This window comes from Streptomyces rectiverticillatus, from assembly GCF_013394065.1.
Taxonomy (GTDB): Bacteria; Actinomycetota; Actinomycetes; order Streptomycetales; family Streptomycetaceae; genus Streptomyces; species Streptomyces rectiverticillatus.
Window position 1 is genome coordinate 2146111 of the sequence record NZ_CP040752.1, and the last position, 22225, is coordinate 2168335.

A 22225-nucleotide genomic window follows, 5' to 3' on the forward strand; every position below is an offset into this window, starting at 1 on the left:
ATGAAACGGCAGCGGGCCCTCGGCGCCTGATCACTGTCTCCTCGCCGCGTTGACGGCCCGCTGCTGCCAATCCCTGGACGAGAAGGAGACGACGGTGACGTACACGTGCCGTACGACCGGCGGCAGGACGACCCGCGGTGACTGGCTGGGGCCCATGCTCGGCTGGGTCTGGGCCCTGGGCACCATCGCCACGGCCGGCAGCCTGGCCGCCGTCGTCCACCACGACCTCGACCACCCCGGACAGGCCCCGGCCGCCCTGTCTCTGCCGGACGTGGCGACCCCCGCAACGGGAGGCTGGCGATGACCGCCGGTTCCAGCGCCATCGCGGCCGCCGAGGTCTTCGCCTACGCGGACGAGAAGATCAAGCAGGCCGCCGCCGGGCTGTGGCCGGGTGGCACCATGCGGCTCGGCCAGCACACGCCGAGCGTGACCGCCTACGTCCGCCGCCTCACGGTGGAGGGCCGCCCGCTGTACGCGAAGCTGTCGCTGCTGGGCCTGTCGCTGGTCTCCGTGCTGCGGGGCACGGCCGGGGACTGGGCCCAGGTCCGGGCCGCCCAGGCCGCCCACCAGAGCTCGCCGGGGGCCCTGCTGGAACGGGAGGCCAGGGGCCTGGCCATCATTCGGGAGGCCGGAGCGCGGGCCTGCCCGGTCGCGGGCCTTCACGGCGGGGTGCTGTTCACCGAGCCGGTGTCGGGGCCGACGCTTACCGACCTGCTGGCCAAGGACCCGCACCAGGCCGGCGAGCTGATGACCCGCGCGGTGGTCGAGCTCTCAGGGCTCCAGCAGCCCGCTGTCGCCCGGGCCGTCGATGAGGTGGCCATCGTTGAGCGGGGCATCGGCTCGACCTTCGACCGCAAGTTCAACGGCATCAGCGGCCCCACCTACCTGCGCAAGGCCGGAGAGGCCGGGGAGGTGTTGGGAACAGTGGTCCTCCGGCTTCGTCGGCTTCGGCCCGCTCCGGCGGGCGGGCACCGGCCGGTGGTCTACGGCGACCTTAAGCCGGACCACGTCGTCTTCCCCGACGGCACCGATGGGCGGCCGGTCTTCCTCGACCCGGGCCTGGGCCGGGGACGACCGCAGGCAGACCCGGCCAAGCTGATCTCCCGGACCGTGCTCGGCCTGGTCGCCTCCTCCCCGGACCTGGTGACGGCCGATGCGACGGCGACCGGGATCGAGGAGTTCGCCGACACGCTCACGGCCGACCTCCGGCCGGATGAGCGGGCCGAGTGGCTGCGGCACCTGGTGGTGCTGTGGCTGATGGACACCACCAACATCCTCAGCACCTACCTGACCTGCCCGTCCGACCTGCCCCTGCCCGAGCACGCGGGAAAGCTCACGGCCCGGGCGGAGACGGTGTGCGGCCTGCTGGAGGCGACGACCGCCGGTCTGGTCGCCGGGACGGACCCGCGGGCGGTGTGGCGGCTTGCGCTGGCCGACGTGGTGAAGGCGGCGAACCGGTGACGGCGACGAAGGCCGGTGCGATCGGGGTGATCGGTGCCGGGGCCGTCGGCCAGAGCGTGGGCATGCTGCTGGCGGCCGGCGGCTGGTGCGAGTCCGTCCGCGTCGTCTCCCGCACCGGGACCTCGGCCCGGGCCCTGGTGACCGATTTGGAGGACATGTGCCAGGTGATCGGCTCCTCCGTCCGGGCGGTTCACGCCGCCGGCCCGGGCCAGCTGGTCTCGTGCGAGGCGGTGGTGGTCTGCCCCAGGGCCGAGTTCGTCAACACCAACCGAACCAACGTGCGGATGGCCGGGCTGAACGCGAACGCCCCCGTCATCGCCGCCCTGGCCCGCCCACTGGCCCACTACCAGGGCCTCGTGGTCATGGTGACCAGGCGGTGGTGTGCGCGTCGGCCACCCGCGTGAACGGCCGCCCGGCCGAGGTGCCGGTCGGACAGGTTCGCCGCGAGCTGGCCGACCGCCCGGCCCGCATCAACGCCGGTCTCGGCCGCACCCGCTGTGGCCCCGCCGGCGCCGTCATCGCCGCCCTCCGCGCGGGCCTGGGCCTGGACGACCGCGTGGTGGAACTGTCCGTCAACCACGAGCGGCGGTGGATGGGAATCCCGTTGCGCTTCACCGCCGGAACCCCAAGCGTGTGCCTCCCCCGGCTTGATACGGCCGAGGCCCGCCAGCTGGTGGCCGCGGACGTCAAACTCCGCGACGCCTACGAGCCACTGGCCCGCCTGCACATTCCCGCACGTCCCTCATGGAAGGAGAAGACCGCAGTGACCAGGACCGCTACCCGCATCGCCACGGCCACCCAGGCCGTGACCGTCACCAGCAACACGCCGGTGGTCACCGACTGGGCCCTCCGCTACTTCGGCCCCTGGTGGAACGCCACCAGCACCACCGCCGACGACGGCCCGCAGGTGATCGCCGACGTCAGCCCCGACCGCGTCACCGAGATCGCCCAGCGCGTGGCCGACCACGCGCACGAGGAGACCGTCTACGCGAACACGAGCATGCTCTTCGACCGGGACGACGACGGCACCGTCCTCGCCTCCCAGCCCGACGACAAGCTCGCCTACCGGGCCGAGCCCGGCGGGCCCTTGCACGTCTACGGCTGCGAGGACGTCCCCGTCGCCCTCGCCGCCGCCCGCCTCGCCCGCGAGGTCCTACGCGGCCAGTTGGTGGCCGACGGCTGGTCGATCCTGCATGCTTCCGCCGTCGTCCGCGACGGGCAGACCGTGCTGACCTTGGGCGACAAGGGCGCCGGAAAGACCACCGTGGGACTCCTGCTCGCCCGTGCCGGCTGGCAGCTGCTGGCCAACGACCGCGTCTTCATCCGCCGCGAAGACGACCGCCTGCGGGTGCTGCCCTGGCCCTCGGCCGCTGCCATCGGACTCGGCCTGCTGGACGCCCTCGGCTGGTACGACCAGGTCCGCGACCGGGTCCAGCACGGCGAACAGCTCCACCCCACCCAGCACCAGAAGGTCACCGACGCCCTCCACTCCGGCAGCCGCACACCCCTGTGGAAGGACTCAGGCAAGGAGCTCAAGCCCCAGTTCTTCCCCGACCAGCTCCACACCTGGCTCGGCCTGACCCTGGCCACCGAAGGACATGCCACCCGCGTCCTCTTCCCCCGAATCACCCCGGGTGCCGAGCCCGCCCTTCTCGACGAGGACCGTGTCGTGGCAGCCGGCGACTTCTTCACCGCGGGCACGGAGGACCGCTACCCCGATATCTTCGGCCTTCTGCCTGCCGACCTCCCTGGAGCTGAGCCTCTGCTCGAACTCCTCGGTGAGATTCCCCGGCACGCTCCGGTCCTCGGACATGACGTGAAGGCGAACACCGACTTCCTCACGCAGGTCACAGGCCCGACTGCTTGAACGAACGATGACGGAGATGCCGTTCGGTATCTCCGCCATCGTCGTAATCCGAGAGGTCGGCTGCCTTGACGGCATCCCATCTGCCATCGTTGGGCAGGGACGCGCCGCTATCGATGTCGTCCGTGTTCCTCGGCCTTCGTGTTCACCACCATGGCAGGACTCTGGGAAGCGCTGGGGGAGCCGAATGTGCCGCTGACGGTGCTTCGCCTGCGTGCCGCTTGTGCGCGCCTGCTCGGCTGAGCGGTGATGCGCCAGTTGAGGGCCTCGGCAGGGTGCTCGGCGCTGTCGAGTTCTCGTTGGGTGCCGACCTCGGCCAGGAGGTGCCGGGGGCTGTGGCCGACGGACTCGGCGCGGGCGAGGGTTGTGGTCAGGGCGATCCAGGCGGGGTCGGCGAGGACGCGGTCGGCGTGGCGGGGGAGGGACGCGCGGAGGTCCTGCTCGAAGCGGCTGGCGGTTGTGGCGCGTGGCGCGCGGCGGGCGAGGTCCGCCAAGACCGGCTCGGCGGCTTGCTGGTAGCCCGCCTGCAGGTGGCGGAAGGCTTCCTCGGCGGCTATGGCCTGCTGCTCGTGGCCGCGTTGCTCATGCCACTTGGCGGCGGCGCGGGCCAGGTGCAAGGCAGCGAAGAGCAGGGCGATGGCGAGCCCGCTGGGCTCGTTGGAGGCGTAGACGAGCTCCTTGGCGGCCTTGCGCAGGATGGTGGCGGTCTGGTGGTCGGCGCGAATCGTCGAGCGGCGGGCGCGGTTGAACGCCGTCGCTGCCGCCTGCAGTTCCGCTCGATGGGGGCCGGAGACGGTGCTGGCCATGTTGTACAGGACGTCACCGAAGGCGGCCAAGTAGCCCTGGGCGGTGGCCTTGTCACTGGAGTCGAGGGCAGCGTGAGCTGTGTGCAGTTCGGTGGCTACGTGACGCCATGGTTCGGCGGGGTCCGCCACATGCTGCGGGCGATCGGCGACTTCCTGGGCGGTGAGGCGCTCGCGCAGGCGGTTGATGGACAGGTCGGGGGCGAGTTTGGATCCGCCGTACCAGACAGGCTCGCCGACCGCATTGGTGTCGCCGGGGGCGGCGAGGCTGTAGCCGATCACGTCGCCGGTCTTGGGGCCGAGGCGGGTCTTGACCTCGATGCCCAGGGACTGCAGCACGGTGAAGTAGTCGGCTTCGGTATGTACGGCGGCGGCGACGGCGTATGCCTGTTCGCGCAGCCGTTGCCGCGCTGTGACGGTCTGGCCTTGGCGCTGGGCCTTGGCGCGTTCGGCGCCGGTGGGCGTGGGCGGGGCGGTGAGGTCGCCGGACTTGAGGCGGCGCAGCCCGAACTCGGCCTCGATCTTGCGGCATTCTTGCTGGGCCCGCCAGCCGTCGCGGTGTGTGCGGGGGCGGCGTCCGTCGGCACGGACGGTGGTGGCGAGGATGTGAATGTGGTCGTCCGCATGCCGCACCGCGATCCATCGACATGCCTTCTCGTCCCCCTCGGGCGCGATGCCCGTAGCGGCCACGACGCGGCGGGCGACCTCGGCCCACTCAGCGTCGGTCAGATAGCGGTCGTCGGGCGCGGTGCGGACCGGGCAGTGCCATACGTGCTGCGGGGGCTTCTTGCCGCCCAGCTCGCGGGTGCGCAGGTCGACGTAGTGGTCGAGGCGCTTGGCGAGCGTAGGTGGCCTCGGGGTCGCGTCCAGGGTCGAGGGCGCCGGCCATGTCCCAGGCGGCGACGATGTGGGGGTCGGCGTGCTCGTCGCGCCGCCCTTTGCCGAAGAGGTAGACGATCAGGCCACGGGTGTCCGAGCCGGTGGAGACGTCAGGCACCATGCGCGACACCCTCCGCCACGAACTGGTCCATCAGTCGGTAGTTGCGCTGGACCGCCTGATCGACGCGGTCGAGCACGACATGAGCGTGCTCGGCGATCGTGCCTCGGTGGATGGCTTCGGTGATCTGGTTCAGGTTGTTTCCGGCGCGGTTCAGCGCGACGGTGTGGGTCTCGATGGCCTCGACCAGGGGGCGGATGGGATCGTCCTCCGGGCTGCCGACAAGGCCCTTGCCGAGGGCAACGGCGAGCGCGGCGTCGCCGACGAACCCGGCGAACTTCTGGCCACGCCGCTCAGCCGCCTTGGAGATGATGTGGACTGCGGTCGGAGTGAAGCGGATGTTCTTGACCTGGTCGCGCTTCTCAGTGGTGCGCTTGCGGTTCATCAACGCGAGCAGCATCGGAGCGTCGGGCGCGCGCCAGGAGGGCTGCTCAACGGGCAGTAGGGCATTGACAGGCGGCTCGGTGTGCGGGGCGTCGGAGTTGGCAACGGGCGCGGTTCTGGGCTCGGCCGCCACCTCCCCAGGCTCGGGCACCCCCTGGCGCCCGGCCTCCTCCGCCACCCCTGGGGCGGGGGCAAGCGCGGACGAAGCCTCGTTAGAGGCTCGTTCGCTCCAGCTTGCTGCTGTTCGGCGGGCCAGCCTGAACAGTCCCCTTCGGTGGTGGGAAGGCGCGTCGTTCGCGTTGTTGTCGTGCATGGTGATGCTCCGGTGTGGCATGGGGCAGGGCTTCGTCACGTCCGTCGCATCCGTCCCATGGCTGTTCAGGACAGGTACGGACTCGACTGCAGGTACGGACATCTCCGTCCCGGTGAGGAAGTCCGTCCCCGCGCTGACCTGCGCAGGGACGGACGGGACGGACTGAGACGGCCCCAGGGGAAGGTGGGTCAGCGGGTGGGCTTGGGACCTGCGGTGCCGCCGGGCGGGCCGACGGGCAGCGACCCGGTCGGAGGAACGGGCGGATTGCCCTGGGCTGGACGTACGGGCGCGAACTCGTGCCCGACTGCGGGGGCCGGCTGGGCGGGGGCAGGGCAGTAGCGGGCCCAGGCGTCGAGGAACTGGTTGCGGGCGTACGCCTTGGCCTGACGGCCCTGCTCGAAGCGGTAATTCGCCGGGCGGATACCGAAGTCCTTCAGCAGCGCCGACAAGTGGAAGGCGGTCAGCCCCTTGGTGCCGTAGTCCGGCCATGGGGATTCAGCGTCTGCCAGGAGAGCGGCCAGCAGATCCTGCGAGCGCAGAGCCTCCTTGTTTCCCTCCTGTTCGAAGATGCGGTGGATGTCACGCAGCAGCCGCGTCTTCAGGGTCGTCTGCTCATCCTGGACGGCCTCGTGGCGAGTCATCGCCAAGCAGGCCGCACGGGCCTTCGCGGGCCAGTGGCCACCGGCCAAGTCGGCGACGATGACCAGCGGCTCCCAGGTATCCGCCGCCCGGTCCTCGACCGGCATCTTCGGCACCAGACGGCCCGCAGCCTCGCGCAGCGGCGTCAGCCACGCGGCCAGCCGGTCGCGCACCGCGTGCAGTTCCGGCACGGAGTACCGAGATCGGAACGGAGTGATCCGCTCACCCGGCTTGCGCTTCTGCATGCGCAGCACGACCGCCCGGTCCATGATCGTGTCAGGCAGGTCGCCGATCCCTGCAAGCGCGGCCATGGCGAAGGTGGGAAACGCCGTCGGCTTGTGCTCCGGCCCGGAGATCCGCCAGGCGGGCCGGTTGCGCTGGTGCCCGGCGTTCAGCAGGCCACGCAGGTCCTCCTTCTCACCCGCCTTGGGGCCGAAGATGGTGTCGGCCTCGTCCACCAACAGGGTCGGCGGGTTCTTGCCGATAACGCGGAAAACCACCGCCGGCGAGGTATTCACCGTCATCATCGGCTGGTGCACCGTCTCGTGGAGTACGTCCAGGACACGGGACTTTCCGCACCCCTTGGTCGGTCCCACCACCGCCAGACGCGGCGCGTGCTGGAGAGCGGGCTGGATGTGAGAGGCCGCCACCCACAGGGTGACCGCCGTCAGAGCCTCCTCACTCGGCAGCACTACGTACCGGCCGATCGCTGCCTGCAGCTCGTCCAGCAGCTCCGCCCCGTCACCGGTCACCTCGACGCCTGCACCCCCACGGTCCCCGGTCCCCGAACCGCCGTCCGGGACCCCGGTCCCGCTCTGTACCTGCTCGGTCCCCACGGGACCGTCGGTCCCCGCGGACTGTTCGGGACCGCGGTCCCCTGCCGCACAGTCCCCCGCGGTCCGGGGACCGGCCTCCCCTTCGGGCCCGTGGGGCCAGACCGCGTCCTTCGGCAGCAGCGGAGCAGGACCGTGGTGCGGTTGGTCCCCGGTCCCCGCACGATGGGACCGGTCCCCGGCGCCTGTCCCCTGCCCGGGGACCGCCACGGGCGGCCAGACAACGTTGGGCCTGCTTTCCGCGTTGGCGGATGCACTCGAAATACGTGAGGACGTAGAGTCCTCCATATACATTCCTCTCCGGTCAGGGGCAGACGGGCAAGGTCCCGCCCCTCACTGGCTCAGTCGTTCAGGGATGGGCGACGCGTGGGGGGGAATCTCCGGCCCCCGGCGTTGGCGCGCCGAGGACCACTCTGTCTCCCCATGAGTCATGCCGTGAGGTCGTACGGGGTCTGCTGGTCGAGCCAGGTGTCGACCTCGCGCCAGCGATAGCGCAGGTGCCGGCCGACCTTGTGGACCTTCGGGCCGATACCCCGGTACTTCCACTGGTAGAGGGTCTTCACCGGCACCCCGAGGTAGGCGGCGATCTCAGCAGGCGTGGCGAGCGGGCCGCGCGCGACGGTCGTGGCGGGGCGAGGGAATCCGTTGGGCAAGGGCACTCCATATCGGTTGCAGGCGACGGGCATGGGCAAGAAAGCCACGCACGCCGGGCTCTGTCCATATGCATCTTTGGGCATTCCTCGGCACCCGCGAATGGCGGGGCAACCGAAGAGGACATAACCGTAAGAGCGGATCACCGGTTGACCAAAAAGCTTTGCCCGCCCGTCCGCTTCTCCCTCGAAGTCCCCGTAGTCGTTCAGCGATCCGTCGCCGGAGAAGCAGCAGGCCAGGCGCCTCTGCGGTGACGGCCTATACCTCTCACAGCCGTAACGGCGCGGGACCGTGCCGCTCGATTACCGATACGCCGGAATGCCCACCCTTGGCAAATACCCCGCGCCTGCAAGTTCTGTAGAGTTTCAGAGCTAACTATTGCCATGGCCGCCGATTTCGAGTTACAGCTATCCGTCATGGTTACTCACCCCATCGAAACCGGACCGGCCGGAATCGACACCGCCCGCAACATCGAGGCGGCCCGTGTGGCGCGCCTCCTCACCCAGCGGCAGCTCGCCGAGCGCTCCACTGCTCTGGGCCGCCCGATGACCAACATCACCGTGAGCCGCACTGAACGTCGCCGTTGCGACGTCGACGACCTGGTTACCATCGCTGCCGCCCTCGGCGAATCTCCTGGCGCTCTGCTGCCCCAGTGGGTGGCTCATGGTGCCGTCTCCTACTTCGCTGCCCATGCCTTCAGCCCCGTACAGGAGGCCCTTCTTGGCTGAGCCGTACGACCGCTGGCACAAGAAGCGTCCGCAACCCGGTGACGAGAAGTGCAAGACCCACGGCAAAGTACCGTCCCGTGAACACGGGCGCGGAAAAAGGTGGCTGGCTCGGTGGCGTGATCCCGAAGGGCAGCAGCAGAGCGAGAGCTTCGATCGCTACGAGGACGCGCGCCAGCATCTGACGCGGATGCTCGGGGCCGCCGACGACGGCACGTATATCGCCCCGAAGAAGGGCGACACGCTGCTCAAAACGATCGCTGACCAGTGGTTGGCGAACCAGACGTTCGGCAACCCCCGGACGTACCACCAATACGAATCCCGCGTCCGCAACCACATCGTCGGACCTTTGGGGGACCTCAAACTGCGGGAGGTCAAGGCGTCCACGGTCCAGACGTGGATCAAGCGCCGACTACAGGTCCTCGACGAGACCACAGTCGGCCTGATCTTCACCCACCTGTCGTCAATCCTGGCCATGGCGGTAGACGACGACCTGATCCCGAAGAACCCCTGCGAGACCGGGTCGGTCAAACGCGTGAAGCCCAGGCGGTCGAAGAAGTCGGCCAAAGACGTGCCGCTCTCCTGGGAGCAGACGGACGACCTGCGCAAGCAGCTGCCCGACCGATATCAGGCCACGGTCGACTGCGGCCGAGGGCTCGGGATGCGGCAGGGCGAGATATTCGGTTTCAGCCCGGACGACGTGGACTGGTCGGAAGAGGACAAGACCGTCCGCATCTGTCGCCAGATCACGCATCACCGCGGCACGCTCGTCTTCGCTCCACCCAAGGGCGGCACCAAGGACGACCCGAAGGACCGGTACGTCCCCCTCGACGAGGACTTGGCGGCACGGTTACGCGATCACATGCTCGTGTTCCCACCGGCCGAGGTCACGCTGCCGTGGCTGGAGAAGGACGGAGAGCTGGTCACCGTACGCCTGATGTTCACCACGCGTGAGCGCAAGGCACTCAACGGGAACTATTTCAACTACCTCTGGAAGGCGGCCCTGGAGACCATCGGCGTCATCAAGGCGATGAACGACAAGCCGGTCGGCAAGGGCCGCAAGTGGGAGGCATGCCGCGACAAGATGATGCACTCGCTCCGACACCTGTTCGCCTCCGAGGCGATCAACGAGGGCGTCGACATCTACACGCTAGCCGATCTGCTCGGCCACGAGGATCCGGCGTTCACGCTGCGTCGGTACGTGCACCGTGTAAAGGGCGCTGTCGAGAAGGCACGCAAGGCAATCGGCAAGCGGTACCGGCTGGCAGCGTAAATCCTTGCACTGCTGCGTGCCGCGCGGTCATGGGACCTGTTCGAGGCTTCCGCCCCTCCAGGTCCTAGACCGGGACGCCATCACTCCTTCCGGGGCGGCTCACGGCTCTGCTTGCCGGCTGTGGCAATGGAGTCGGTGGAGCATCTCGTCAGGGTGGCGGGTGACATGGGGCGGGTCACCAGGCAGCGTCTTTCGACAACCGACCGTGGGACTGAGCCCGGATGCGGCGAGCCAGAAGCGAATTGCATCCGGGTCCAGGACGCATCGCCACAGGGCCAAACTCACTCTCGCTCACCGGCGGCCTTGATGAGGGCTTGGGCCGTTCTCTCATCCCCGTGCACTTGAACGGCCTTTGCCAGGATGGTCAACAGCTCCTTACGGCCTTCCTCCGTGAGCCCAGCCACAAAGTCGTGGAGCAATTGGGCGACCGCTACCCACCTTACCTGCGGTTGCCACTGCTGAACTTCGCGCACCAGGTCCGGCAGACTCGTGCCAGCAGGAGGCCCGCCCAGTCGGGGCCAGTGCTCCGTGTAGCGCTCCAGCAGCGTGTACAGGCGGGCGGAAGCAGGGTTGGCGAGGATCTCCGTGCGGAGGAAGTCGGCGCGTGCTCGCGCTTGCCTGCGGGCTAACGCATCCAGCTCGTACTCGCGGTGAAGCCGGTCCTCCTCACGAGTGCGCTCCTCGCGCCGTCGGGCATCATCTCGCTCCTGTTCTCGTCGCCGACGAGTCTCTTCGAGGGCGTAGCCCTGACGCATTCGCTCTGCCAGGAGGGCGGCCTTCTGAGTGGAGTCATCGATCGTGAGGCGGATATGGCTATCCAGAACCTCGACCCCGTACCCGCTCAGCGGCAGCTGTGCCCGCAAGGCCGCGTTGATGTCCTGCTCCGCAGCATCGCTTCGTAGGACATCGCATGATCCTGCGGCCTTGTCCACGATGCCCCGAACGAGTCGGGCTGCGTCGTGTTGGGCGCCGATGCCGCCGCTTCGCCCCGCCCGCCATGTCACATGAACCTGCGCGGTGAATCGCAGCGTCGGATCACTGCTGGCTGGCCGGTCGGTGAATGTGTAAGTCCAAGCGGGTGGGGCCGGCGGTTCTTCTGCTGGCGTGCTCCGTCGTGGCCAGGGAATGAAGCGGCTCACGCGGTGTCGGTCCCCTTGACGCTAGTGCCGTCCCCACCGGGCTCCTCCTGCTCCTGCACTGCGGCGTACAGGTCTTCGTCGAGGAGGGCACCCAGCTCTTGCCGAACTGCCTCTCTTTCGTTGGAGAAGGGACGGTCTTCGCCTTGCACCCAGCCGTGCGCGCAGGCGCGAAGCGTCTCTCGCAGGACCCGCCCTTCCTCCGTTCCTCGTACGTCGACGGCCTTCCGCAGGGTATGCAGGATGAGATCTTTCAGGGAACGGTGCCGCAGGGCGGCGTCCAACCAAAGGAACACCGCCTTGTCTACTTGCCTTGTCCCAGTCGGCCCGGGGCCTTCCCTCAATAGGGTTCGCCAGCCCTTGACCAGCTCCTCTGGCGACGGGCTGAATTCCTCATCGTCTCCGCGACCAGGATTGTCGAGGATGAGCGGAATGCCGAGGCTGTCTGGCCCCGCGACTGTCGCCAGAGCTGCGAATGTCTGACGGCCGACGGTGTCCTTGATTTTGTCATTCCCGCACCAAGCGACGATGTCCTTGAACAGCAACGGCCGCACGGAAACATCTGACCAGAGAGTACGCACGGCGTCCTGCAGCGCTTCCGCCACTTCGGCATGCTCCGACTCCGCGGCGTGCCGCAGTCGCCGCAGCGCCTTTCCGGTGTGAGTGCGGCCGAACTTGCCAGCACAGACAGAGACGACCGCCAACGGCAAGGCAGCGTCTGTTTTGCGGCCCGCCCAGGCCAGCAACATCGTGTGGATGTACGGAGCACTGGCGGGGTGCACGGCCGCGTCGTCCAAGAGGGCGGTGGCCAGAGGCCACAGTCCCTTCTTGGAATGCTTGTGCCATGTGGTGACTAGCTCCTCCAATGGTTCCTGCCGGCGGTGGCGAACTGCCCAGCGGACGGCGAAATCTCCGATTCTCTCGGCTAGGGCCCGCCGATAGTCAAGGTCTACGTTCTCCATGGCCAGCTTCGGTTCATTCAAGGGCGCCTGGGCCAGCCATTGGAGGAACGGCACGCGTGCGAGCGGCCGGTCGGTCCAGAAGTACTCAAGAGCGGCGTCGTCCCAGTGCGGGCGCCGGAAGCTGAGTACGCCTTCCTTTGTTCGCTCCGCATGAATAGCCCGGGTCATAGCGATCACGCCTGGCGCTTTCTGCCCTGTGACTTCAACGTCGTCCCCGTCAAGGGATTTGCTGAGATCGGCAGCCTTGGCGTAAATGTGGCCGACAGGCGCCCCGCGTAGCACGGCAGCGGTGACCAGGAAGTTCCGCTGAAAACTGGTTCTCCCCGACTTCTCATGCCAGTCATGGAGGTCGTCCTCCCAGTTGTCACGGGCGGCTGCAACCTCGGTTACCTGCTTGTCGATTGCCTCATCGGTATCAGCTGCCGCTTCGACGCGACGGAGCTGCAATGCATCGAGGCCAACGGATGCCTCAGCGATGGCACGCAAGGCAGTCCGTCGAGCCTCCCTCATGAGTTCCACAATACGTAGGACCTCGGTCGGACTCTGCCCCTCCAGGAGGGCTTTCATCTTCGGACGTCGGAGCCAGGCAGTTACTGGAAAATCTGGCTCCTCAGCCCTCAGCCATCGCTCCGCAACATCGGCGGGCCGCGCCGCACCCAAGTCAGGTGCTACACCCTCAGGAGCGCCGGGGCCGATGCGCCGCCACTGGTCGGGAGAAGTGATCACGATGAGGCGACTCTGGCGCGGGCCGAGGCACTCCCGGACGTCTTTAAGATTTGGACCGAACGAGTCGTGGATCTGGAAGCCGACCTCATCCGGCGGGAGCTCAAGTACATAGCCACGGTGGTGTTCACGAGGCAGACGCTTGACCGGAAAGATCGAAGCACTTCCGAACGAGAGCGGCCAGACCTCCTTGATGAGCCCGTTCTCCATGAGGCGGGCCATGAGGGCATACGCAGTGATGTTACGACTCGTTCCAGGCGGCCGGCTTATGACCAGAACAGACCCAGCAGGTTCGAGAAGCGAGTAGGCATCGTTGAAGGTGCTGCGCTCGGTCCTTGCGAAGTACTCGCCGTCCTGCTTCACGTACAGCTCGGCGTACACCTCGCTGACGACGTCAAGGTACCCGGCGGAAATCGGCGCGTGGGTATCGAGTGTCTGCTCGAAGACGTTCTTCACGGCTATCATCTCGCCGTTGTTGACCACAGCACGCTGAAGGAGTGCCGCCTGGTGGAAGGCTTCTACTGCGGCTGGGTCCGGCGTCTGTCGCTGCGAAACGGCGCTCGAAGGGGCTTGCGAAGTCGTGACGGTGGCGGAGGGCATGTCCGAGGGCGCTGCACTATCGCCGGTGACTGAGTCCTTGGGGGGAGCATCGCCGGCCGCGGACTCGACGCTCGGCACTGCGCTTGGCGTCCGAGCGTCTTCTGTCGAGGACGCGTAGCCCGGCCCCCACCCCATCATTGCCCCAGCGCGATCTTCGTCACCGTGGGCGCTGTCCCCTGCGAGTAACGCTCGGGCCTGTGCCCCGGAGTCCTCGATTGTCTCTGTCTCCAGGCTTGGAGAGGTCGATGCTGAGGGCGTGTCGGCCTCGTCCAGGGAGCCGCCAAACGATGCAGGACTACCCGGATGCGCGGCCTCGTACGATAACCCTGGCGTTGAGGTACCCACGTCATGGGCTGGTCGAACGGCATCATCAGAGAGCGAGTGGGGTTCCTCGGTGGCTGGCGTATCTGGCTCATCATCCGAGGGCAGGAGATGACCTACAGGGGCCGGAGGGTTCGTCACGGAATCCTTACGGTCCTCCGCACCATCCGCCGTCGGGTCGCTGGGCGAGGGAGCAGGCGAATCTCCGGCTGCAGACGGCGGTGAGGGTCGCTGACCGAATTGCCCGTACGGACCGGGCCCTTGGGCCCCTGGCCCGGTGTTGTCGTTCCCGTAGTTCATGGAGGTTGTTCGCCTCAGCCGATCGGTCCATCGAAGTGCAGCCCGACTTGCTCGCCCGTCTCCGTGATGGTCTTGGCCGTCTGTACAACCCGGGCTCGGCCCTTAGCCGTCATCCCCTGTGCGCGGATGCCGACCTGCTGGCCTGAAATCTCGTCGGCGTGCTGAGAGACTTCAGCGCCTGGCCGAGGGCGCTGCTCATCTCCGAACGGGAGACTGCAGCCGTATACCTCTTCGAGATCTCGTCGCAACTGGCCGAGGAGGTTACGAAGCCCCTCGTCATCTCCCTGCAACAGCTCCGGACGGGACAGATAGACCCGAAGGGAACCTTGGGCCTGGCTGATGCGCTCGACGCGTGAGTCTGTGAGTTCTCCGACTCGCACCTGGAGGGCGCCCGGCCGTCCCGCCACGCTCTCCGGCTCTTCGACCGGGACACGCCCGGCCCGCCTGTCGAGTACGGCGCCCGCACGATCGAACAAGAACCTAACCGCTTCGGTCAGCAGCGTTCCGGCAAGCACCGGAAACGACAGCGCATCCACGATGTGTCCCCTCCCCGTTCCCCCATCACGCCTTGACGCGACATGGCAGCACGCAGCGCCGAGCCAAGGAAAAAAGCGTGACTCACGGTATGAGGTTGACCATCGAGGCGAAAGAGCCAATCACGCCAGCATCAAGCTGCGTGAAGGGGAGGGTGTCCGAATCACCGCGTCGGTTGCCACTCCTGTGCAATCGCGCGTGGTCCGCCCAGATGGTAGGGATCAGTGATCTCTCCGAGCAGCCCAACCATCCACGGATACATGGGGCTCACCAACCAGGTGGAGGCGGCTACATCGCCAGCGGCGTGGGAGTGCTCCGCAGGCACCGTCGGGGGGCGCAGGCCCCGGACGCCCCGTACCGCACGGTCGATTCTCTTCCTGAGTAAGCGATGTCATGGCGGCTAGCATCAGCATCCGGCCGCCTGGTGGCCGCACAGGCGTGCACCCGTCGTCCCTCACCCGCGATGTGCACCGGTTGTGCACCGCCCCCGCCGACCAGTGTGCATCTGCCCAGGTCAGAGCGTTCTTCCAGATGTACTTCGACATCTAAGAACCCCGCGAGTCAGCGCGCCTTTCCGTCGGCCGTGCCGTCCCCTTGAGGGAAGGCACGGCCGACGGTCTTTTCCGCCCGGCGGGTCAGCGGGTGGTGTAGCCGCCGTTGATGAAGAGGGTCTGGCCGTTGAGCCACCAGCCGTCGGTGAGCAGGAACTTCACGTAGGGGACGATGTCCTCGATCTTGGTGAGGTCGCCGTTCATGGACGAGGACTTGTGGTACGCGACGGAGTCGTCGCTCTCGGCCGGGTAGAAGAACGAGGTGTCCATGGGGCCGGGGGCGATGTTGTTCACCGAGATGTTCCGGCCGAACAATTCTTTGGAGAGGGCCCGGGTGAAGTGCTCGACGGGGGCCTTGCTGCCGGCGTAGACGGAGTAGAGGCCGGTGTAGGCGGCGAGCAGGGAGGTCACGATCGTGACGATGGCCCCGTCGCGCTCGATGCGCTTGGCGGCCTCGCGCATCATGAAGTACGCCGCCTTGGTGTTGACGGCGAACATCTTGTCGAACTCTTCCTCCGAGGTCTCGGTCATGGGCTTCTTGATGACCATGCCGGCCGTGTTGACCATGCAGTCGACCTTGCCGAACCTCTGCACCGCGGCGTCGAAGAGCTTCTCGACCTCGGCGACCTTCGTGAGGTCGCCCTGGTGGGCGAAGGCGTCGCCGCCGGCCTTCTTCACCTCCGCGACGGTCTGCTCCGCCTTGTCGCGGGAGGAATCGCTGTTGTAGTGGACGACGACCTTGGCGCCGTCCGCGGCGATCTCCCGGGCGATGAGGCCGCCGAGGTTCCTCGACGCACCGCCGATGACGACGACCTTGTCCTTGAGCGTATGAGCAGGCATAGCCTCTCCCAGTGACGGCATGACGACCCTCTTGCCACGTTATGGGCAAGTCCAAGGGTTCGCATGCGGGCAGCCGGGAGAGGCCATGCCCTCCGTTCAGTAGCTGTCAGTAGTTGGCGGCGTCGTGGATGAGGGAGCGCACCGCCCGGCACGTCGTGTCGGAGGGCAAGTGGACCCCGATGCGGACGGCGGTCGCCCGTATCCTGCGGTTGCTCGCCTGCTCCGGGCGGTACACCCCGGTGTGCAGCAGGGCGATGGCCAGGCGCATGGCCTTCAGCTGGCGGTTCTGCGCCTCGTACCAGCCGCGGGGGCGGCCTGCGGGCATCGGTTTCTTCGGCAGGGTGGCAAGGGCCGGAAGCTCCGGAAGATCGGGAAGAGTGGTTGCGGCTACGGCCATCGGCGTTCCTCCTGAGGGGTTCGTAACCTCTCTCGTCTGTCTTCGATTTTACTGCCCCCCACTGACAATCGCCCCAGCTCAGAAGGGATTTGATGGCGGCGGGAGGCCCCGGAAGGCCGGGGCTCCGCCGGGCGCCGCGCCGCCGCCGGCGGTATAACGGATGGTGTGGCATGCCCCCATCCAGGAGGCGCCCGTGAAGCACATACCCGAGACCCGCCCCGGCTATCTGCCCATCGAGGACCACGGGATCATCGGTGACCTGCACACCGTCGCGCTCGTCGGCGTCGACGGCACGATCGACTGGTGCTGTCTGCCGCGCTTCGACGCGCCCTCCGTCTTCGGCTCTCTGCTCGACGCCGAGCGCGGCGGATCGTTCTCCGTCACCGCCCGCGGCGCGGAACGCACCAAGCAGATGTACATGCCGGATTCGAACGTGCTGCTGACGCGCTTCCTCGGCCAGGAGTCCGTGGCCGAGCTGTACGACTTCATGGTGCCCGACCACCCCTCCTGCCCCTCCTCGGGCGTCCGCCAGATCGTCCGCCAGGTGAGGGTGCTGCGCGGCCGGGCCACGATCGACGTGCACTGCCGGCCCGCCTTCGACTACGGCCGGGCCCCGCACGAGGTCGGCACGGTGGGCAACGCCGGAGTGGTCTTCACCGGACCGGCCGGCTTCCTCGTGCTGCGCTCCTCCGTGCCGCTGACGCCCGACGGCGCGGCCGCCCGCACGACGGTGACCCTGGAGCCCGGCCAGTCGCTGGAGCTCGCCGCGCAGTGGGACGGGGACGGGGCCGTACGGGAGGGCGTCCTGCGCCCGCTCGACGGCGCGGAGGCCGCCCGGCTGCTGGACAAGACGCTGCAGTACTGGGACGGCTGGCTGCGCCAGTCGCAGTACCGGGGCCGCTACCGCGAGACGGTCGAGCGTTCGGCCCTGGCCCTGAAGCTGCTCGTCTACCAGCCGACCGGCGCCCTGGTCGCCGCGCCGACCACCTCCCTGCCCGAGTCGCCGGGCGGCGGCCGCAACTGGGACTACCGCTACACCTGGATCCGGGACGCCGCCTTCACCCTCTACGCCCTGATGCGGCTGGGCTTCACCGAGGAGGCCGCCGCCTTCATCGACTGGCTCCACCAGCGCTGCGTGCAGGCCCCGCCGGGCACCGGGCTGCAGGTGCTGTACGGCATCGACGGCCGCGCCGACCTGCCCGAGACCGTCCTGGACCACCTCTGCGGCTACCGCGGCGCGCGCCCGGTCCGCATCGGCAACGCCGCGGCCCGCCAGAGGCAGCTCGACATCCACGGCGAGCTCATGGACTCCGTCTACCTGTACAACAAGCACGCCGAGCCGATCTCCTACGAGCTGTGGGAGGCACTGGCCCGCCAGCTCGACTGGCTGCAGAAGAACTGGGAGGAGCCCGACGACGGGATCTGGGAGACCCGCGGCGGCCGGCGGCGCTTCACGTACTCCGCGCTGATGACCTGGGTCGCCTTCGAGCGGGCCATGCGCATCGCGCGGCACCGCGGCATGCCCGCCCCCGTCGAGCAGTGGCGCGACACCGCCGCGGCCGCCTACCGGTTCGTCCAGGACAGGTGCTGGTCGCCGGAGGACGGCGCCTACTGCCAGTACCCGGACTGCGCGACGCTCGACGCCTCGCTGCTGGTGATGCCGCTGGTGAAGTTCACCGGGCCCAAGGACCCGCGGTTCCTGTCCACGGTGCGGCGGATCGAGGAGGAGCTGGTCAGCGACAGCCTCGTGCACCGCTACCGGACCGACGGCAGTGACGGCGGCGACGGGCTGGACGGCCAAGAGGGGACGTTCAACCTCTGCTCGTTCTGGTACGTGGAGGCGCTGGCCCGCTCCGGCCGGGTCGGCGAGGCCCGCTACGTCTTCGAGAAGATGACCACGCACGCCAACCACCTCGGTCTCTACGCCGAGGAGATCGGGCCGGCGGGCGAGGCGCTCGGGAACTTCCCGCAGGCGTTCACCCACCTCGCCCTGATCAGCGCCGCCACGAACCTGGACCGCGCCCTCGCGGCGCACCACGGCCCGGCGGCCCGGCACTGGCACACGAGCTGACCCCCGGCCCCCTGACGGATCTCCGGCGGCTCAGGCGATCCCCGACAGCCGCTTCTCCAGCGCCTTGGGGTCGGCCCTCCACTCCCGCTCCACCTGGGCGGCGAAGTCGTCCGGGAAGATGTCCTCCGCGCCCGCTCCGAGGCCGTCGAGCGTACGGCCGGCCACCTCGTCGGCGGAGGCCCGCGGGAAATCCCCTAACCCCGGCTCGTGGCGGGCGACGTAGTCGAGCATGTCGGTGTCCACGGGGCCCGGGAAGACGCCGTGCACGGCGATCCCGCGCGGGGCGAGGTCCGCCCGGACGGCCTGCGTCATCAGCAGCAGGGCGGCCTTCGACGCCGGATATCCGCCGAGCGACGGCGTGCCTCCGAAGGCGCCGATGCTGATGACGTTGGCGACGGCTCCGCCGCCGTTGCGCTCCAGGACGGGCACGAAGGCCCGGAGGACCCGCAGGGTGCCCAGGAAGTTGGTGCGCATCACGTCCTCGACGACGTCCAGGTCCATGTCGAGGAGGTGGCCGACCCCGTGCGTACCGGCGTTGTTCACCAGCAGGGTGACGTCGGACGCCGCTTCCGCCGCGGCCTCGACGGTGGCGGGGGCGGTCAGGTCCAGCTCCAGGGGGATCACGCGGTCCGGGGCCGGGGCCACGACCGGGGCGAGGGCCGCGGGGTTCCGGGCGGCGGCGTAGATGCGCGCGGCGCCGCGCGCGAGGAGGGCGGTGACGAGCGCCCGCCCGATGCCGCGGTTGGCGCCGGTCACGAGAGCGGTCGAGCCGTCGATCTTCATAAGAGGCCCTTCTTCACAAGAGGTCAGTCCGGCGGCTTACGTAGGAGGTCCGCCCGGGCCGCGTCACGACGACGTGCCCGCGTCACCTCAGCGGGAGCCCGAAGATCTCCTCCAGGCGCTTGACCGTCTCCGCCGGATCGCCGTCCAGGACGGTGGTCATGCCGAGGTCCTGGGCGGGCGGCAGGTTCCGGGCGGAGTCGTCGACGAAGACGCAGGTCTCGGCGGGAAGTTGCAGCTGCTTGAGGACTACCGGGTAGATCCCGGGATCGGGCTTGCGGATCCTGTGCTGCCCGGACAGCACCACGGCGTCGTACAGGGTGTCGAAGCCGTAGCCCCGGTAGGGGTCGTAGGGGCCGGAGCCCAGGCTGTTGGAGAGGATGCCCACCTTCACGCCCGCGCGGCGGGCCGACTGGGCCGCCGCGAGCATCAGGGGCTCCGGCTTGAGGTCGGCCAGGACGCGGCCGATCAGGTCGGCGGGATCCACTCCGAGCAGGGCGGCGGTGCGCTCGTTCCACTCGGCCTGGCCGATCTCGCCGCGCTCCAGCCGGGCGTAGATCTCACTCCCTTCCGGGTCCGCCGAGATGACCTGGAGGAAGGCATCCGGGGCGAGGCCTTCGCGCAGGCAGAAAGCCCGGGTGCACTCGGCGACCGGAGTGGTCAGGACCCCGCCGAAATCGAGAACGAGGCCCTGGCGAAGGGGCTGGGGCATGGGAACTCCTCACGGTGGGCCGGACACCGCACCTCTTCCGAACTCATCTCTTCCAACGGATTCAACGACTCATGCGCGCGCACGACACGTGGGCCCGGCACGAAGTCGTCGGCCCGCGTAAGGGAATTGATCACCTGAAGGCTGTCGGGAAGTAACCCTGGCTGATTTGATGTGGGCGGCTCGTTCCCCAGCTCGCACTGGGGCACCTTGCGACCACGGTGCCCCCACCCCCTCAGGGAGTTGCAGTGCCGATCCTCAAGCCCGCCCGCGCGGCCTCCGCGCTCGCGACCGCACTCGCCGCCGTCGCCCTCACCGCGGCCCTGCCGCAAACGGCCGCCCAGGCGGCCGCCGTCCCGGAATTGAAGGTTCTGACGTACAACGTCTTTCTCATGAGCAAGAACCTCTATCCCAACTGGGGGCAGGACCACCGCGCCAAGGAGATACCCGCGGCCGGTTTCTTCCAGGGCAATGACGTCGTCGTCCTGCAGGAAGCCTTCGACAACGGCGCCTCGGACGCCCTGAAGGCGAATGCGGCGGGCCGGTATCCGTACCAGACGCCGGTCGTCGGGCGCAGCAAGGAAGGCTGGGACGCCACCGGCGGGAACTACTCGTCCACCACTCCGGAGGACGGCGGGGTGACCGTGCTCAGCAAGTGGCCGATCATCCGCAAGGAGCAGGTGATCTACCAGGACGCGTGCGGTGCGGACTGGTGGTCCAACAAGGGCTTCGCCTACGTGGTGCTGAATGTGAACGGTACGAAGGTGCACGTGGTCGGTACGCACGCGCAGTCGACCGACAGCGGCTGCAAGGCGGGCGAGGCGGCCGCGGACCGGGCCAAGCAGTTCCGGCAGATCGACGCCTTCCTCGACGCGAAGAACATTCCCGCGGGCGAGCAGGTCATGGTGGCGGGCGACCTGAATGTGGACGCGCACGGGAGCGAATACGCGGCCATGCTCGCGAACGCCGATCTCGCCCCGGCGGCGGAGCGCACCGGGCACCCGTACTCCTTCGACACGAAGGAGAACTCCATCGCCGCCTATCGCTACCCCACGGACGGGCGCGAGGACCTGGACTACGTCCTGCACCGCAATGGCCATGCCCGCCCGGGGAACTGGAAGAACACGGTGGTCAAGGAGGCCTCGGCGCCGTGGACCGTCTCCAGCTGGGGCAAGGAGTACACCTACACCAACCTCAGTGACCACTATCCGGTAATCGCCGGAAACTCCTGAACGGCAGGGCCCGGCGCGGCCTAGGGTGACCGCATGGACGCACCCGAGTACCCGCCCAAACCCCGGCCCGGCGACCGCGTTGCGGTGATCTCACCGTCCTCGGGGCTGCCGGGCCTCTTCCCCCTCCCGTTCGAACTCGGGCTGCGGCGGCTGGAGTCGGAATTCGGGCTGCGTCCGGTGGAATATCCGACGACCCGGAAAATGGGGGCGGGCCCCGCCGAGCGGGCCGCCGATCTGCACGCGGCCTTCGCCGACCCGGGCATCACGGCCGTGTTCGCCAGTATCGGCGGCGAGGACCAGATCACGGTGCTGCCGCTGCTGGACCGCGCACTCGTCCGGGCGCATCCCAAACCGTTCTTCGGATACAGCGACAACACCGCGCTGCTGGCCTGGCTGAGCGCCACGGGGATCGTGGGTTACCACGGCTGCAGCGTGATGGTGGAGCTCGGCCGGCCCGGTTCGCTGCACCCGCGGACGGCGGCCTCGCTGCGGGCCGCGCTCTTCACCCCCGGGCCGTACGAGCTCACGGCGCCCGGCGCCTCGAACGACGTCGACCGCCCCTGGGGCGACCCGAAGACCTTCGCGAGCGAGCCGGTGCTCGCGCCCTGCGACGAGTGGTCGTGGCGGAACGCCGGCCGCGCGGTGGAGGGCATCGCGTGGGGCGGCAACATCGAGGTGCTGTCGTGGCTGCTGATGGCCGACCGGGAGATCGGGGCCCCTGAGGCGTACGAGGGCCGCGTGCTGTTCCTGGAGACCTCGGAGGAGCTGCCGTCCGCCGGGGAGGTTTTTCGCATTCTGCGCAATATGGGCGAGCGGGGACTGTTGCGGCAGTTTTCCGCGCTGCTGATGGGCCGGGCGAAGGCGTGGTCCTTCGACCGGCCGCTGAACCGCGAGGACGGTGCCGCCTACCGGCGGGCGCAGCGGGCGGCGGTGGAGCGCGCGCTGGACGCGTACGCGCCCGGGATGACGGCGGTGTTCGACGTGGACCTGGGGCACACCGATCCGCAGCTGGTGATCCCGTACGGGGGCGTGGTGCGGGTGGACGGGCCGGCGCGGCGGATCACGGTCACGTACTGACGGCCGTCCGGCCGCACCGCCCCCACCATCCGGAGTCGATTACTCCGTA

Annotated in this window: 19 protein-coding genes and 1 pseudogene; 9 read left to right on the forward strand and 11 right to left on the reverse strand. The window is 68.6% G+C overall.

All coding sequences use genetic code 11. The features are described 5' to 3' along the window. The first annotated feature begins 94 nt into the window (after nucleotides 1-94). From FGW37_RS09155 to FGW37_RS33240, 4 genes are read left to right on the forward strand one after another with little or no spacing between them, the layout of a single operon-like run. Nucleotides 95-304: a hypothetical protein gene (locus FGW37_RS09155; RefSeq protein WP_179080616.1), complete on the forward strand. Its 210-nt coding sequence runs from the start codon at nucleotides 95-97 to the stop codon at nucleotides 302-304. Next, nucleotides 301-1461 (forward strand): hypothetical protein, encoded by a 1161-nt coding sequence (locus tag FGW37_RS09160; protein ID WP_179080617.1) that lies wholly within the window; start codon nucleotides 301-303, stop codon nucleotides 1459-1461. Before FGW37_RS09155 ends, FGW37_RS09160 begins: the two co-directional genes overlap by 4 nt. After that, nucleotides 1458-1865, forward strand: coding sequence for an NAD(P)-binding domain-containing protein (locus FGW37_RS33235; RefSeq protein ID WP_246430321.1), 408 nt, complete (start codon nucleotides 1458-1460; stop codon nucleotides 1863-1865). The genes FGW37_RS09160 and FGW37_RS33235 overlap by 4 nt, the downstream gene beginning before the upstream one ends. After that, nucleotides 1862-3328 carry a hypothetical protein gene (locus FGW37_RS33240; RefSeq protein ID WP_343067072.1) on the forward strand — a complete coding sequence of 489 codons (1467 nt, stop codon included), beginning with the start codon at nucleotides 1862-1864 and terminating at the stop codon, nucleotides 3326-3328. The genes FGW37_RS33235 and FGW37_RS33240 overlap by 4 nt, the downstream gene beginning before the upstream one ends. Nucleotides 3329-3435: 107 nt before the next feature. Here the strand turns inward: FGW37_RS33240 and FGW37_RS09170 are convergent. From FGW37_RS09170 to FGW37_RS09185, 4 genes and pseudogenes are all read right to left on the reverse strand, one after another. Then, nucleotides 3436-5128: pseudogene (locus FGW37_RS09170) on the reverse strand (relaxase/mobilization nuclease domain-containing protein). Then, nucleotides 5118-5822 carry a hypothetical protein gene (locus tag FGW37_RS09175; protein WP_246430322.1) on the reverse strand — a complete coding sequence of 235 codons (705 nt, stop codon included), beginning with the start codon at nucleotides 5820-5822 and terminating at the stop codon, nucleotides 5118-5120. Before FGW37_RS09175 ends, FGW37_RS09170 begins: the two are co-directional and overlap by 11 nt. 188 nt (nucleotides 5823-6010) lie before the next feature. Next, nucleotides 6011-7213, reverse strand: a complete 1203-nt coding sequence (locus FGW37_RS09180) for a DUF3631 domain-containing protein (RefSeq protein ID WP_246430323.1) — start codon at nucleotides 7211-7213, stop codon at nucleotides 6011-6013. Between the two features lie 509 nt (nucleotides 7214-7722). Continuing rightward, nucleotides 7723-7947: a helix-turn-helix transcriptional regulator gene (locus FGW37_RS09185; protein ID WP_179080619.1), complete on the reverse strand. Its 225-nt coding sequence runs from the start codon at nucleotides 7945-7947 to the stop codon at nucleotides 7723-7725. 381 nt (nucleotides 7948-8328) lie between these two features. Between FGW37_RS09185 and FGW37_RS09190 the strand changes: the two genes are divergently transcribed. Continuing rightward, nucleotides 8329-8673, forward strand: a complete 345-nt coding sequence (locus tag FGW37_RS09190) for a helix-turn-helix domain-containing protein (RefSeq protein WP_343067073.1) — start codon at nucleotides 8329-8331, stop codon at nucleotides 8671-8673. Then, on the forward strand, nucleotides 8666-9943 hold the full coding sequence (locus FGW37_RS09195; RefSeq protein ID WP_179080620.1) for a tyrosine-type recombinase/integrase: 1278 nt from the start codon (nucleotides 8666-8668) through the stop codon (nucleotides 9941-9943). Before FGW37_RS09190 ends, FGW37_RS09195 begins: the two co-directional genes overlap by 8 nt. 281 nt (nucleotides 9944-10224) lie before the next feature. Here FGW37_RS09195 and FGW37_RS09200 read toward each other — a convergent pair whose 3' ends face one another. The 5 genes from FGW37_RS09200 to FGW37_RS09220 form a co-directional block, all read right to left on the reverse strand. After that, on the reverse strand, nucleotides 10225-11082 hold the full coding sequence (locus FGW37_RS09200; RefSeq protein WP_179080621.1) for a hypothetical protein: 858 nt from the start codon (nucleotides 11080-11082) through the stop codon (nucleotides 10225-10227). Beyond that, nucleotides 11079-13247, reverse strand: coding sequence for a hypothetical protein (locus FGW37_RS09205; protein ID WP_246430324.1), 2169 nt, complete (start codon nucleotides 13245-13247; stop codon nucleotides 11079-11081). The genes FGW37_RS09200 and FGW37_RS09205 overlap by 4 nt, the downstream gene beginning before the upstream one ends. Before the next feature lie 752 nt (nucleotides 13248-13999). After that, nucleotides 14000-14521: a hypothetical protein gene (locus FGW37_RS09210; protein WP_179080623.1), complete on the reverse strand. Its 522-nt coding sequence runs from the start codon at nucleotides 14519-14521 to the stop codon at nucleotides 14000-14002. A 633-nt stretch (nucleotides 14522-15154) separates the two neighbouring features. Continuing rightward, the gene (locus tag FGW37_RS09215; protein ID WP_179080624.1) at nucleotides 15155-15910 is read right to left on the reverse strand and encodes an SDR family oxidoreductase; all 756 of its coding nucleotides are present in this window, start codon (nucleotides 15908-15910) and stop codon (nucleotides 15155-15157) included. Between the two features lie 106 nt (nucleotides 15911-16016). Further along, a complete protein-coding gene (locus FGW37_RS09220) occupies nucleotides 16017-16307 on the reverse strand; it encodes a hypothetical protein (RefSeq protein WP_179080625.1) in 291 nt (96 codons plus the stop codon). Nucleotides 16308-16500: 193 nt separating this feature from the next. On the opposite strand from FGW37_RS09220, the gene FGW37_RS09225 reads away from it, so the two are divergent. Further along, complete coding sequence (locus tag FGW37_RS09225; RefSeq protein ID WP_246430325.1) at nucleotides 16501-18378, forward strand: glycoside hydrolase family 15 protein; 1878 nt, start codon at nucleotides 16501-16503, stop codon at nucleotides 18376-18378. Nucleotides 18379-18408: 30 nt separating this feature from the next. Here the strand turns inward: FGW37_RS09225 and FGW37_RS09230 are convergent, their stop codons facing one another. Next, nucleotides 18409-19161, reverse strand: a complete 753-nt coding sequence (locus tag FGW37_RS09230; protein WP_179080627.1) for an SDR family NAD(P)-dependent oxidoreductase — start codon at nucleotides 19159-19161, stop codon at nucleotides 18409-18411. Nucleotides 19162-19243: 82 nt separating this feature from the next. Then, nucleotides 19244-19870: an HAD family hydrolase gene (locus FGW37_RS09235; RefSeq protein WP_179080628.1), complete on the reverse strand. Its 627-nt coding sequence runs from the start codon at nucleotides 19868-19870 to the stop codon at nucleotides 19244-19246. 245 nt (nucleotides 19871-20115) lie between these two features. On the opposite strand from FGW37_RS09235, the gene sph reads away from it, so the two are divergent. Next, nucleotides 20116-21099 (forward strand): sphingomyelin phosphodiesterase, encoded by a 984-nt coding sequence (gene sph / locus FGW37_RS09240; RefSeq protein ID WP_179080629.1) that lies wholly within the window; start codon nucleotides 20116-20118, stop codon nucleotides 21097-21099. A 33-nt stretch (nucleotides 21100-21132) separates the two neighbouring features. Continuing rightward, nucleotides 21133-22176, forward strand: coding sequence for a S66 family peptidase (locus FGW37_RS09245; RefSeq protein ID WP_179080630.1), 1044 nt, complete (start codon nucleotides 21133-21135; stop codon nucleotides 22174-22176). Nucleotides 22177-22225 lie beyond the last annotated feature (49 nt).

Bases quoted from the DNA above. Each gene is read 5' to 3' on its own strand.
- FGW37_RS09235 (WP_179080628.1), bottom strand. From the start codon at position 19,870: ATGCCCCAGCCCCTTCGCCAGGGCCTCGTTCTCGATTTCGGCGGGGTC.
- FGW37_RS09190 (WP_343067073.1), top strand. From the start codon at position 8,329: ATGGCCGCCGATTTCGAGTTACAGCTATCCGTCATGGTTACTCACCCC.
- FGW37_RS09175 (WP_246430322.1), bottom strand. From the start codon at position 5,822: ATGCACGACAACAACGCGAACGACGCGCCTTCCCACCACCGAAGGGGA.
- FGW37_RS09245 (WP_179080630.1), top strand. From the start codon at position 21,133: ATGGACGCACCCGAGTACCCGCCCAAACCCCGGCCCGGCGACCGCGTT.
- FGW37_RS09215 (WP_179080624.1), bottom strand. From the start codon at position 15,910: ATGCCTGCTCATACGCTCAAGGACAAGGTCGTCGTCATCGGCGGTGCG.
- FGW37_RS09160 (WP_179080617.1), top strand. From the start codon at position 301: ATGACCGCCGGTTCCAGCGCCATCGCGGCCGCCGAGGTCTTCGCCTAC.
- FGW37_RS09220 (WP_179080625.1), bottom strand. From the start codon at position 16,307: ATGGCCGTAGCCGCAACCACTCTTCCCGATCTTCCGGAGCTTCCGGCC.
- FGW37_RS09230 (WP_179080627.1), bottom strand. From the start codon at position 19,161: ATGAAGATCGACGGCTCGACCGCTCTCGTGACCGGCGCCAACCGCGGC.